At 61.2% G+C, this 12,967-nt stretch carries 11 protein-coding genes; 10 read left to right on the forward strand and 1 reads right to left on the reverse strand.

Annotation, left to right across the window (positions count from 1 at the left end):
• The first annotated feature begins 7 nt into the window (after positions 1–7).
• From NKG99_RS29795 to NKG99_RS29840, 10 genes are all read left to right on the forward strand, one after another.
• Positions 8–2,374, forward strand: coding sequence for a VirB4 family type IV secretion/conjugal transfer ATPase (locus NKG99_RS29795; RefSeq protein WP_352872739.1), 2,367 nt, complete (start codon positions 8–10; stop codon positions 2,372–2,374).
• An 8-nt stretch (positions 2,375–2,382) separates the two neighbouring features.
• Complete coding sequence (locus NKG99_RS29800) at positions 2,383–3,252, forward strand: hypothetical protein (RefSeq protein WP_352872741.1); 870 nt, start codon at positions 2,383–2,385, stop codon at positions 3,250–3,252.
• An 11-nt stretch (positions 3,253–3,263) separates the two neighbouring features.
• On the forward strand, positions 3,264–3,977 hold the full coding sequence (locus NKG99_RS29805) for a type IV secretion system protein (RefSeq protein ID WP_023819756.1): 714 nt from the start codon (positions 3,264–3,266) through the stop codon (positions 3,975–3,977).
• Positions 3,974–4,207, forward strand: a complete 234-nt coding sequence (locus tag NKG99_RS29810; RefSeq protein WP_352872742.1) for a hypothetical protein — start codon at positions 3,974–3,976, stop codon at positions 4,205–4,207. Before NKG99_RS29805 ends, NKG99_RS29810 begins: the two co-directional genes overlap by 4 nt.
• A complete protein-coding gene (locus NKG99_RS29815; protein ID WP_352616708.1) occupies positions 4,204–5,274 on the forward strand; it encodes a TrbL/VirB6 family protein in 1,071 nt (356 codons plus the stop codon). The genes NKG99_RS29810 and NKG99_RS29815 overlap by 4 nt, the downstream gene beginning before the upstream one ends.
• Positions 5,275–5,287: 13 nt before the next feature.
• Positions 5,288–6,019 (forward strand): VirB8 family type IV secretion system protein, encoded by a 732-nt coding sequence (locus NKG99_RS29820; RefSeq protein ID WP_352492034.1) that lies wholly within the window; start codon positions 5,288–5,290, stop codon positions 6,017–6,019.
• A complete protein-coding gene (gene virB9, locus NKG99_RS29825) occupies positions 6,016–6,852 on the forward strand; it encodes a P-type conjugative transfer protein VirB9 (protein ID WP_352549319.1) in 837 nt (278 codons plus the stop codon). The genes NKG99_RS29820 and virB9 overlap by 4 nt, the downstream gene beginning before the upstream one ends.
• A gap of 7 nt (positions 6,853–6,859) precedes the next feature.
• Positions 6,860–8,194, forward strand: a complete 1,335-nt coding sequence (gene virB10 / locus NKG99_RS29830) for a type IV secretion system protein VirB10 (RefSeq protein ID WP_352872745.1) — start codon at positions 6,860–6,862, stop codon at positions 8,192–8,194.
• Positions 8,160–9,206: a P-type DNA transfer ATPase VirB11 gene (gene virB11 / locus NKG99_RS29835; RefSeq protein ID WP_023819761.1), complete on the forward strand. Its 1,047-nt coding sequence runs from the start codon at positions 8,160–8,162 to the stop codon at positions 9,204–9,206. Before virB10 ends, virB11 begins: the two co-directional genes overlap by 35 nt.
• A 235-nt stretch (positions 9,207–9,441) precedes the next feature.
• Positions 9,442–11,511 carry a type IV secretory system conjugative DNA transfer family protein gene (locus tag NKG99_RS29840; RefSeq protein WP_352872746.1) on the forward strand — a complete coding sequence of 690 codons (2,070 nt, stop codon included), beginning with the start codon at positions 9,442–9,444 and terminating at the stop codon, positions 11,509–11,511.
• A gap of 220 nt (positions 11,512–11,731) precedes the next feature.
• Here the strand turns inward: NKG99_RS29840 and ltrA are convergent.
• A partial coding sequence (ltrA, locus tag NKG99_RS29845) for a group II intron reverse transcriptase/maturase (RefSeq protein ID WP_352872748.1) occupies positions 11,732–12,967 on the reverse strand: 1,236 nt, incomplete at its 5' end.

A 12,967-nucleotide genomic window follows, 5' to 3' on the forward strand; every position in this document is an offset into this window, starting at 1 on the left:
CGGGGCCGTGTCTCGTCGGGAGAATCCGGTTTCGGCCCATATACCTTATTCGCGGCATGTGTCCGACGAGGTGATCAAGACGCAGGACGGCATGTTGATGTCCTTCGTTCACATGAGCGGACTGTGCTTCGAGACGATCGATATCGCCGAGATCAATTCGCGCCTGCTCGGCCGCAACGATCTCATTCGGGGGTTGGCGAATTCCCGCTATGCGATCTACTCGCATATCGTGCGCCGCGAGGTGAAGCCCGCGATCGAGTCGAGCTTCGAAAACAAGTTCTGCCAAGAGCTGGACCAGCGCTATACGGCGGCCCTGCGCACCCAGCGCATGTTTGTGAACGATATCTACCTGACCATCGTGCGGCGCGAGCTGCAAGGCACGGTCGGGACGGCGGATCTCGTGATCCGCAAGCTTTTGGGACGAAGGGCTGCGGACGGTCGCTCTTCGAGCGAGGAGCGGGCGCTGATCGAACTCACGGACGTGATGAAAGCCGTCCGAGAGCGCCTGCAGGCTTATGGCGCGCGGGTTCTCACCGTCGTCAAGCGCAGTGACGTTTGGCATTCCGAGCCGCTGGAATTCCTGGTGCAGCTCCTCAATGGCGGATTTCCGCGGCCGATGGCACTGCCGCGCATGAAACTCGCGGAGGCGCTAGCGACAAAGCGGCTGTTCTTCGGCCCGAATGCGCTGGAAATTCGCGGGGCGTTCCCTGGCGAAACGCGATACGGCGCCATCATTTCGGTAGGCGAGTACCCCTCGATCACGGGACCGGGGATGCTCAACCCCATGCTGAAGGTGCCGCACGAATTCATCGTCACGCAATCCTTCGCCATCATCGACAAGCCCCAGGCGCTGACCCAGATGGAGCGGGTCGGGCGCAAGATCGACATGTCGGATGAAGCCGGCTCGATCGTGGCCGATCAACTCGGTGAAGCGCGCGATGAGCTTCTGTCCTCGGAAGCGCTCTATGGCTTGCATCATCTGACGGTGCTGTGCCTTGGGAAAACCATGGACGAAGTGGCGCGCTGCGTGACCGATGTCGGCACGGCGCTGACCGAGGTATCCGCTCTGTGGGTTCGCGAGGACCTGAATTGTGAACCTGCGTTCTGGGCCACCCTGCCCGGCAATTTCGCCTATGTGGCGCGCAAGTCGATGATCTCATCGAAGAATATGGCGGGCTTTTCGGCCTTCCATAACTATCCGAGCGGCCGGACCGGCCGGGTGCATTGGGGAACGCCGATAAGCGTCCTCGAGACGACGTCGCAAACGGCCTACTTCTTCAACTTCCATGTTCGAGACCTCGGCAACTTCACTCTGAACGGCCCCTCGGGCTCGGGCAAGACGGTGCTGCTCGGCTTTCTCGCGGCACAGGCGCAGCGCATCACGCCGCGCCCCAAGCTGGTGATGATCGACAAGGACCGCGGCCTGGATATCTTCGTGCGGTCGCTTGGCGGCCGCTATGAGGTTTTGAAGGCCGGCGAGCCTTCCGGCTTCAATCCGTTGCGCCTGCCCGATACGCCGCGCAACCGGGAATTCCTCTTCCAGCTTTTCAGCTTCATGCTGCGTCGATCCGACGGACACGCCCACTCGACGCGCGAGGAGCAAGTCATCCGCAACGCGATCGCCCAGGTGGCGAGCGCGCCGCCGGAAGGTCGAACCATGGAGGAGTTCGCCGAGCTGTTGCGCGGTGCGATGCGCGCCGGCGATGACGATCTCTATTCGCGCTTGCAGCCATGGATGAGGCCCGATCAGCGCGGTTGGTTGTTCAACAACGCGGAAGACTCGTTTTCGATGTCGTCCATTTTCGGCTTCGACATGACGAGCGTGTTGAGCGACGCAACGACCAGCACGGCGGCCTTGCTCTATATCTTCCATCGCATCGAGGAGCTGCTTGACGGGCAACCGGTCATGATCTTCCTCGATGAAGGCTGGAAGCTGCTGGACAATGATATTTTCAGCTACTTCATCAAGGACAAGCTGAAAACCATTCGTAAGCTGAATGGCATCGTTGGCTTCGGCACGCAGTCAGCGGCGGACATTGTGAAGTCATCGATCGCCAACACGCTGATCGAACAGACGCCGACCAATATTTTTTTCCCCAACCCGAAGGCCGACGAGGAATCGCACAGGGCGTTCGGGCTGTCGGAGCGCGAGATCAAATGGATCCGCGAAACCCCGCCCGAAGCCCGCAAATTCCTGATCAAGCATGATCAGGACAGCGTCATTGCGCGCCTCAATCTGGGCGCGATGCCTGACGCGATCAAGATCCTCTCCGGTCGAATTGAGACGGTTCAGGAGCTCGACGCGCTGCGCGCGCGCGTCGGCGACGATCCGCAGGTTTGGTTGCCAATCTTTCTTGGGAGGGACCCGGAATGAAGACCATTATGGGCGCGACGGCCGCCCTTGTGACGATTTTCGCGGGATCGACGGCCATGCCGGCCGTGCCGGTTTCTGACAGCCCTATTCTGTCGCAGCGGAGCGAGGACAAGGCCGACAAGGTTCAAATCAAGCTCATCCAGGAGGACACCAAGTCCGCCACGCAGGGCGTCAATTGCTCGGTAACGACACCCAAAAAGGCGCAGAACGTGAAGAGCCCGAAGGCTTCGGTCGATCCGGCGAGTGGCCAGGCGTCCTTGGAAGAGGCCAATCCGGACATCAAGGGCTCTTCGGCGTTCGCCTCGACCGGGTCGGGATCGGGCGCTGTCGGCGGCAATGCCGGCGAAAGGGGCCAGTTGGATATCACCGGTCAGGTTCTCGGCGGCATGAATGGCAGCATGTCAACGGTGGCCCCCAATAGGCAGTCCTTCGAGACCATGGGTCAGGATATCGGGACTGACAAAACGGTCATGGAAGCCTTCGACCGCAACAGCGCAATCCGCGCCCAAGGCGGGCTGACCTTCAACGAGGTGATCCAGGCGACAGGGTTCTTCGCCCAAGCTTTCAACGTGCGCAACATTGGTACTGCCACACTGACAAGTCGGGGATCCTCCGGCCTGGTGGTGCCCACTCCCGCGTCCCGGCCGCCTGGTTCGGGTGGCCCGACGAGCTGTCCCGGGGCTACGAGCGGCGGCGGCACGGCCGGCAACCCGTGCTGCCCGTCGACGGACGGCGCATGCACGGCGCCTCGCACGACCGACACGGTTGAAAACGTCTCGCCCGTGCTTTCGCAAATCCAAAGGGACGCGAACCGCGCTCCCGTGACAATGACGACCGACGAACTGATGTCGGCGGTCAAGCAATATCAGGCTCAATAGGAGAAAGCGCTATGCGTGGAATTCCGTTAACAGCGGCACTCTTGCTTGGCTTGGGCGGCATCGCCTTTGCGCAGGTGCCTACGATCGACGAGGCTAATCTGGAACAGGCTCGGCAGATTGCGTCGGCCACGAGCGAGATCCTCAGCACCGACCGCAACATCATGAACTATACTCAAAAGACGCTTCAGGCAGTCACTGGCGACCGGTCGAGCCAGGCCGGCCAGCTCGCGCAGATGGCCTTGGGCAATGGCGGCTTCTCCATGGGGGACGCGCCTTCGCTTGGTAGCGTGATCTCGGGCGGCTCGTTGTCGTTCGCCGGCCTCGGCAATGGATCGCAGGGCATCGTTTCGAACATGATCAATGGCTTGCAGCTGGTGAAAACCATTTCGGGCCTGATCAATGGCCAGACGACGCAGATGGATAAGAACTACAGCGCCCTGGTGAACGTCGCGGCCACGGTCACCGGACTGGTCGACTCCTCGCAAAATGGGGTGAAGACCCGTTCCAGCGCTTTTCAGTCGGGCGCTCAGCGGATCGGCACGGCGCAGGACATCAAAGGCTCGATCGATCAGAACAGCCAGATCATGGTGCAAACGGGTCTGACCGTGAACGAGCTGATCGGCGCGGTGAACACAGCTACCGCGGCCGCCAACCAGGAAAACATCGATCGTATGAACCTGATCACCCAGGCCTCGCGGGGGCTCGAATACAAGTCCGGCCAATGACGGTGCGCTTTCTTCTATCAGCGGCCGCCATCATTGGCGCTGTCGCGACCTCGGGGTGCGGCCACAAGCCGCTCAAGGCTCCATGCTCGCGCGACGAGGGACCGATGCAGCCGATGGCGTTCGCGGCGCCCGAACCAAGAACAGAAGAGAAGAAGCCATTCGAGTGCGGTCCGATGAAGGCACTCAATAGCGATCCATCTCTGTTTCCAGGTGGGACGGCGAAAAAATGAACTTCAATATCACGACGCTTCTGCAGCAGGTCGACAAGTTCGGCAATAACTATGTATCGCAAGCCTACCAGAACCTCGCGTCGGCCCTGACCGGCGGCGGACAGGTGGGTGTCGCCGGCCTGATGCTGACGCTGTACGTGATATTTTGGGCCATCGGCATCTGGCAGGGAACCTCGACCGGATCGGGAAAAGAGATGGTCTGGCGCCTGTTCCGCGCCTTCGTCATCTACGCTCTGGCGACGAGCTGGGGGGACTTTCAAACATATGCCTATTCGTTCGCGAATGAGACACCTTCCGCGATCGGGAACAGCCTTCTGACGAGCGTTTCGGCCAATGTGACCGGGACATCGGCCGGGCTGAACTCCGTCAACTCCGTGCAGACGGCCCTGCAAAACATCTGGGATTCGCTCGCCAATTCCACCTCCGCCTTTATCAAGAGCCTTGGCGTGTTGAACTTCGGCGGCTACGTACTGGCGGCGATCATCCTTGTCGTCGGCGCGCTGCTCATCGGCTATGCGATCTTCCTCATCATCCTGTCGAAGATCTTTCTTTGGCTTTTGCTCGCGCTTGCCCCAGTGTTCATCATTCTTATGCTGTTCGGCTACACGACCCGGTTCTTCGCCGGCTGGATAACCGCGATCGTGCAGTACATGAGCGTGCAGATTCTGGTCTACGCCTTCTGTGCCTTCTTCATCTCGATTACCCAGACCTATTTCGACGCGGTCAACCGGTCGAATGGTGCTGCGACAACGACCTTGACCGAAGCCGCGCCGCTGATCCTGATCTGCCTCGTCGGCGTGCTGCTGCTGTCGCAAATCACCAACGTTGCCGCCTCGCTCGCGGGCGGAATTGGTATTGGAACGCCTTCGTTCGGGCGCTTCTACGGCGGCGCCTTCGCAGCGATGGGCCAAGCCGGTCAGCGCAGGCTGATGGGACGCTTGGGCTGGAGCACGCGGCAGGAACGTCTGGCGGGTCGCGAGCGGGCGCGCGTGAGCCTCGCACAGAGAAGGTATGAGGATTCAGCGGAATATGCACGGCTTTCCCGAAAGCTGACGGATCCCGCATAGGTTTGGGGCACCAATGAGCGATGTGAAGGAAAGCGCTGGGGGACCGGCGAAGGAAACCGAGTCTCCCTTGCCGTACTACGTGGATGCGGCAATCTGGGAAAAAGATATCGCGCGGCGCAATCGCTGGTCGCGATCTCTGGCGTGGTGTGTGGCAAGCGTCGCCTCGGTCATTGCCGTTGCAGCGGTGGGCGCGCTGATCCTTGCGCTGCCGCTCAAGACTTATGAGCCCTACATGGTGGTGGTCGACAAATCCACCGGGTTTGTTGAGGTCAAGCGGCCGCTGGCTGACGGTCCTTTGCAGCAGGACGAGTCGATGGGGATGTTCGATATCGTCCGTTATGTGAAGGCTCGCGAGACCTACGATCCGAAGGCGCTGAAGGACAACTTCGATCTCGCGCAATTGCTGAGCGCCGGCGATGCCTCGAGGGAGCTCGTCGAGCTTTTCAGCCCGGCAAACAAGGTGACGAACCCGGTCGTGCTCTATGGGCGAAACACCGTCGTGGCTGTGACCGTGAAGTCCGTGACATTTCCCAACCAAAGGACCGCCCTGGTCCGGTTCATGACGGAGGAAAAGAGCCAGGCGAACACCGTGCAGCGGCATTGGGTGTCGTTGATCCGGTTCCGCTACACCGGCGTGCCGGCAAAAAACGAGATCCGCTTTCAAAATCCGCTCGGCTTCCAGGTGCTCGAATACCGGCGCGATCAGGAGACGGCGCCGGCACCCACCGCGGAGACACCGCAATGAAGGTCGCCGGCATCCTGATGGCAATCGGGCTCGGCGTTTGCGCGGTTCAGCCGGCCCTTGCCGAACAGACCCCTCGGGCGGGATCTCGTGACAGTCGCATTCGCTTCGTCTGGTATCAGAAGGACGATGTGGTGTCGGTGCCGGCCAGCTATGGCGCCTCGACCATGATCGAATTCGGCGATGACGAGAAAATCGAAACCCTCGGCGCTGGCGACGTCCCGGCCTGGAGCATCGAGCCCAACAAGAAGGGCAATGTGCTGTTTGTGAAGCCGATCGAGAAGAATGCGGGCGGGAATCTCAATGTCCTGACCAACAAGCGCAGCTATGTGTTCTTCCTCAACGGCGAGTTTCGGCCGGTTGCGCAACAAGTCTATGCGATCAAGTTCCGCTATCCCGAAGAGGTGTCGGACGCGGCGCTGATGGACGAAGCCCAGGCCCGGGCGGCACAGCCGAACCGGCAGGGTTTCAAGGCCGAAAACGCCAACTCGTCCTATGCCTATAAGGGGTCGTCGGCAAATAAGCCGCTCGTGATCTACGACGACGGCGTGAAGACCTGGTTCCGCTTCGATCCGGCAAGGGAAGTGCCGGCGATCTATGTCGTCGACAGCGAGCGCAATGAGACGCTTGTGAATTATCGCCGCGAGGGCGCGTACATCGTCGTCGACAAGGTTAATTACCAATGGACGCTGCGCAATGGCAACGAAGCAACCTGCGTCTTCAATCTGAGACTGAACAATGTGAACGAACCGACCGGGCTCGAACCTTACGAGCCGCAGCGTGTCGGCGGTGGGACTGTTCGGAAAGTGAGGGGGCCTGATGCCATCTCCCAATGAGTACAGAATGCTCGCCGAGGAAGGAACAGTGGTCGCCCCGCCAAAATTCGGGGCGAGCACATTCTTCAAGATCGTGGTGCCGCTGGGTGCGGTGGTCTTCGCCGGCTGGATGATCTATGCGGCGACGCGTGCGCCAGACAAGCCGCTGTTGACGGCGTCGGATGGCGAGGAGTTTCACACCACACAGTTTCCCGCACCTGGGCTCGATACGCCGCGTCCCCAGCTTGATAACGGCACGCTGAAAATCCCGACGGCTCCCGAGGAGCCGCCGGCGGCGCCGGCACAGCCGCCGTCGACGGTCGAGGCTCCGCCTCCCCCTCCACCAGCCTTGCAACCGCCTGCAGCTCCACCACAGGTGCAGGATGATTCCGAGGCCCGTCGTCTGGCTGAGGAAGAACGGCGCAGGCAAGAAGAAGAGGAACGCCGCAAATGGGAGCGCTTGCGCGCCAAGCAGCTCGTTGTCGATAGCGGCGATGCGCCTGGCAGTGCATCAGCGCTGGGCGGCAATGGTACGGATGCAGCGGCGGCCGGAAACGCAGGCGAGGGCGAGGAGGACCCCAATCGGCGTTTTTTGGCAAGGGCGAGCCAGAGCGGAGCGGATACATCGAAAGCCACGATGAACCCGCGCACGGACGCTCTGGTCGCCCAAGGGACGATGATCAAAGGCGTGCTCGAGACCGCGATCCAGAGCGATCTTGCCGGTATGGTTCGGGCCGTCGTGTCGGAGGATGTGTGGTCGTTCGACGGTCGCAGGGTTTTGATCCCCGCTGGCTCCCGCCTTATCGGTGAATATCGCAGTGGCCTCGCAACCGGCCAAACGCGGGTGTTCATAGTGTGGACACGGCTGCTTCGATCGGACGGCATGTCGGTGCAGCTCGGCTCGACCGGCACCGACGAGCTCGGTCGCAGCGGCATGCCGGGCGAGGTCGACAACCATTATTTCGAGCGGTTCGGCTCGGCGATCCTTCTAAGTGTCGTGGGCGGTGCGACGCAATTCATCGCCAACCTTGGCAACGACCAGAATGGGTCGAACACCAACCAGGCCTACACGGACCCGCAGACCGGACAGACGGTGACAATCCAGACGCAGCCCAACCAATACCTGCAGAGCGCCCGCCAGATCGGCGCGCAACAGGTCTCGCAAAGCCTCAACCGCATTGCCGAAGAGGCGCTTCGAAATTCGATCAATATCGCGCCCACGATCCATGTCGATCAGGGGTCGCGCATCATGGTGTTCGTCCGCCGGGACCTCGATTTTTCGGAGTTCTATCCGGACCCGGTACGCGAGGCGTTGAGGGAGATACGACGTGAGCGGGCAGCAAAGAACCGTCTTTCTCAATAAGGCGCTGGAGCCGGTGCGGCGCTGGCTCGACGACGATCGCGTGGTCGAAATCTGTGCAAACGGGCCTGGGCTTGTGTGGGTCGAAATTGTTGGCTCGACACATATGGAGCCCTTCGACGTCCCCGAGCTCGACCGCGCCGCGATCACTTACCTCATGGAACGTATAGCGGCATCATCCTCGCAATCGATCAGCGAGGAAAATCCCTTGCTTTCGGCCGCCCTCCCCGGCGGCGAACGCTTCCAGGGCGTGCTTGCGCCGGCGACGCCGACAGGAGGCGCCTTCGCGATCCGCAAGCAGGTCGTGAAGGATATGCGCCTTGATGATTACCGGAAGCGGGGGTCGTTCGATACGATCTCCGTCCAGGATCCCGGCGAATTGAGCGAGACCGACAGCGCCCTTTGCGAATATCTCGACGCCGGCAAGATCGAGGATTTCCTCCGCCTGGCCGTGCGGGAACGGTATTCGATCTTGCTTTCAGGAGGCACATCGTCGGGCAAAACGACGTTTCTGAACGCGATTTTGCACGAGGTGCCTTCGGATGAGCGGATCCTCACCATTGAGGATACGCGAGAGGTTAAACCACACCAGCCCAACTATCTGCCCCTCGTCGCATCAAAGGGCGACCAGGGCCTGGCGCACGTGACCGTTGAAACGCTGCTGCAAGCCGCCATGCGGTTGCGGCCGGATCGAATCTTCCTGGGCGAGATCCGGGGAGCGGAAGCCTATTCGTTCTTGCGCGCCGTCAACACAGGTCATCCCGGATCGATCACGACGATCCATGCGGACAGCCCGACCGGTGCGTTTGAGCAGCTAGCATTGATGGTCATGCAGGCTGGGCTTGGGCTGAGCAAGGCAGAGATCATCGATTACGTGCGGTCGGTCCTGCCGATTGTGATCCAACAAACGCGCCGGGGCGGCTGGCGCGGAACTTCGGCGATATGGTTCAACCGCATGACCGAATGGAGAGCCGCCAGAAAGGTTCCCCAGAATGTCTCGCGTATTCGCTTATAGGCTTCTCCTCGGCCTCATCGGCCTCGCCGCCTTCTTTGCCCTTTGGAGCCTGGCCTACGAGCTGGTGGCGACATGGCGGTGGACTCCCGCGCTGCCCTCTGAAGGCGCCTCGCGCTGGGGGCTTCTAAAATACCAGAACGCGCAACGCAGCCTAAGCGGCCTGTTCGTTGCCTGGCAGCATTTCAGCCACCGCCTAGCCTATCATCCCACGCAGGGCGAGACGATCATCCGGGGCGTGATCGCGGTCGCGGTTGTCGTGGCGATCGGCGTCGGCCTGGTCTTTGCAAGCCTGATCAACCACAAGCCAAAGCACTACGGCAATGCGCGATTCGGCACGATCATGGACGCCGAAAGGAAAAACCTGCTGGCAAAGCAAGGCTTGATCCTCGGCAAGATGGGTGGGGCGACGATCCGCTCGGACGAGCCCGCGCACGTCCTGGTGGTCGGGCCGACCCGATCCGGCAAGGGCGTCAGCTTTGTCATTCCGAACGGTTACATGTGGCGAGGATCCTCGGTGTGGTTCGATCCGAAGCGGGAGAACTTCGAGGCGTTCGGTGCGCATCGGCAGGCTCTCGGCGATAAGGTCTTTTTCTTTTCGCCCGGCGAGCAGGATTCGCATCGCTATAATCCGCTGGATTTCATCCGGCGCGATGCGCGCATGCCGACGGACTGCGCGGTGGTCTCCTCCTTCATCATCCCCGACGCGACAGGAAGTTCCGAGATCTGGGCGCGCGCCGGCCGGCAGCTGCTTTCGGCCATGATCGGCTATGTGCTGACGTCACCACGCTATGAGGGGCAGCGTCATTTGCGCGCCGTCGCGATGCTTCTTTCGACCGGCGTGGATTTTCTCAGGGTGCTGACGAATATCCGCAATGACGAGGAAAAATATCTGCCTTCGTGGGTCGTGCACGGGCTCAACCAGTTCATTGCGCTGGAAAAGGAAACGCGAAACTCAGCCTACTTCAACCTGACGGCGGCTCTCAACCCCTGGACCAATGATCTCGTTGCAGCCGCTACGGCGTCGACCGATTTCGATATCTCGAAGTTTCGCAAGGACCCGACGGCTCTCTTCATCGGCTGCTCGGTGGCGCAGCTCGACGTGTTCCGGCCCATCATCAAACTCCTGGTTCAGCAAATCCATGATGTGCTGATGGCTTCCTCGCCAGGCCCGGACGAGCCCTATCAGGTCCTGGTGATGATCGACGAGTTTCGCCAGCTCGGCAAAATGGAGTCCATCGTTTCCAAGCTGGCGATCAACGCGGGCTATGGCTTTCGCATGGTCCTGATCCTGCAGGATCTAGCCCAGCTTGACGAAGTCTATGGAAAAGCGACGCGGCACACCACGGTGACCGCGTGTCAGGTGAAGCTTTTCATCCGCATGAACGACGTGGAGACCTCGGAACATGTCTCTGTAATGCTGGGACCGACCACGATCGAGGTGCCCACCCCGATCATCAGGGCTGGTCAAGGTATATTTGGGGCCCGAGACAAGAGTTTAAGTTATCAGGAAAGGCCGTTCCGGACGGCGGCGGAGCTTCGGCAAATGCCGGCGAAGCAGGCCGTGGTTCTGGGCTCGAGCCCCCCTGGTTTCATGGTGCGCAAGATCACTTATTATAAGGACGCTCCCTATAAGGCGACCTATCAGGAATTTCGGCATCGGCGCTTGAAGGTTCCGCCTCTCTCACGATGGCAGGATCTTCCGCTGCGCTCCATGGCGGAGGTCGAAGCGGCGGCTAACAACGCGCCGGCGGCCCCTTTCGAGTTGGGGGAACCTGATACCGTCGAAGCGTCGGCTTCGGGCGATACAGCCTATGCCTATGCCGATGCGGTGCCGCGTGCGACTGCGGCTGAAAGGGCTGATCCCGTCGCGTTAAAGCCGAAAGTAAAGAGCGACAGCGCGGACGCACCACAGGTGCTGCCAAGCTCAGGCCTTTCGACGGGCGGTGAGGCTGAAGCAAAGAGCGAGGTCGCCGCTGAAGTTCCGGAGTTGAAGCCGAAGCGGGCCGATCAGACGGCTGATGATGCGCCGCGGCCGCTTCCCACCCTTGGCCGGCGATCGGCGCCGGCAGCGTCAAAGACGTCCGACCCGAGTGCGTCTGAAGGCAAGGCGAGTGTCTTGCAATTCCAAGTCCGGCCGGGAAACAAGTCCACGTCGATCGCCGCGCTGCTCGCATCGCTCGATCAGGAAGTGGAGGCCGGCGCTCGTTCCCTGTCACCGTCAGTGGATAGCGGAGATGTCGACGGGCTACCGTCAGCCGCTCTTGAGGCGCTGCAGGATCAAATTAGACGTCACGGCGATCGCTAGGATGTGAAATTCAGTTGAATACAAATGAGCGATTTGTGCCTTCGGTGCCTATGTCGAGTGAGAACAAGGCGAAGCGTCTCTAATCCGATGGCGGGCGCATCGAACCGTTTCGTTGCGCCTCCCGGGATCGTGGTCGAGTAGCTCAGCCATTCGGCTTTCGCCCTCACAGATCCGGGCGGGCGGATTTCCCGCACCCGGCTCTTCCCGAGGGTAACCCGCGTCATATCCGTGCTTGCGCCCAAGTTCGAGTGATGCGCGGAGTTGGCAGGGGGAAGCGCGCCGTCAGGGTCTCGAACTCCGACCAGCCCATGCGCCGGCTTTTCTGGCTGCGCCGTCTCAGACACCGTAGCCATATCCGGCGCATTTGCCGATGGAATCCGTTGAGCGCTGGATAGTTGTGCGGCCTGCCGTAGTAGCCGTAGTGTCCACGCAGAACGGCGGCGAACCACCTGTGCTGCGCAGCCATTGGCGCGTGCATGAGCCGCCAGGCATCCTGGCGCAGCGCCTTCAGCTTGCGCGTCAGGCGTTTCCCTTCCGTCTTGTGCTTCACGATGAACCGGCCATCCCGGGTCCGCCCGCAGTAGTGGGTGAAGCCCAGAAAGGCGAAGGTCTCCGGTCGCCGCTCGCCACGCCGCTGTCGTGAGAGGGCCGCGAACCGCCCAAACTCGATCAACCGCGTCTTGTCCTCGTGGAGTGTCAGGCCAAAGCCGGCCAACCGCGCCTTGAGGGCCAACAGCATCTCCTCTGCATCGGCCTTCTTCTCAAAGCCCATGACGAAGTCGTCAGCGTAACGCACGATCACAACGCGACCGTGTGCATGGCGGCGACGCCATTGGTGGGCCCAGAGATCGAGGATGTAGTGCAGGAAGATATTGGCGAGGAGCGGACTGATGCCCGCCCCTTGCGGGGTACCCCTGTCCGTCTCTTGCTTCTCGCCGCTCTCAAGGACGCCAGCCCGCAACCACAGCCCAATGAGCCGTAGGATACGACGATCAGCGATCCTGTGCGCCACCATCCGCAGCAGCCACTCGTGGTCGACCGAGTCGAAGAAGCTGCGAATGTCGCCATCGAGCACCCAGTTCACACGCTGGCTCATGATCGCTGTATGCAGGGCATCAAGCGCCATGTGGGGGCTCCGCCCCGGCCGGAAGCCGTAGGAGAATCCCAGGAAGTCGACCTCGTAGACAGCACTCAGCACCTCGGCCACCGCGCTTTGGACGATCTTGTCTTCCAGCGCCGGCACCCCGAGAGGCCGTTTACCGCCATCGGCTTTGGGAATGTAGACCCGCCGCACCGGCTGTGGCCGGTAGCGATCGGTGTGGACCCGTTCGCAGAGATCACGGATGTTATCCGTCAGCCCCTCTTCGTACTTAGCCACGGTCATCCCATCGACCCCAGCACTCGCCTGTCGCTTCTGTCGCCGAAACGCCCGGTAAAGGGCTTCTTCGTCGACGTG

Origin of the sequence: Mesorhizobium sp. M1409 (assembly GCF_040317535.1) — a bacterium.
Lineage (GTDB): Bacteria > Pseudomonadota > Alphaproteobacteria > Rhizobiales > Rhizobiaceae > Mesorhizobium.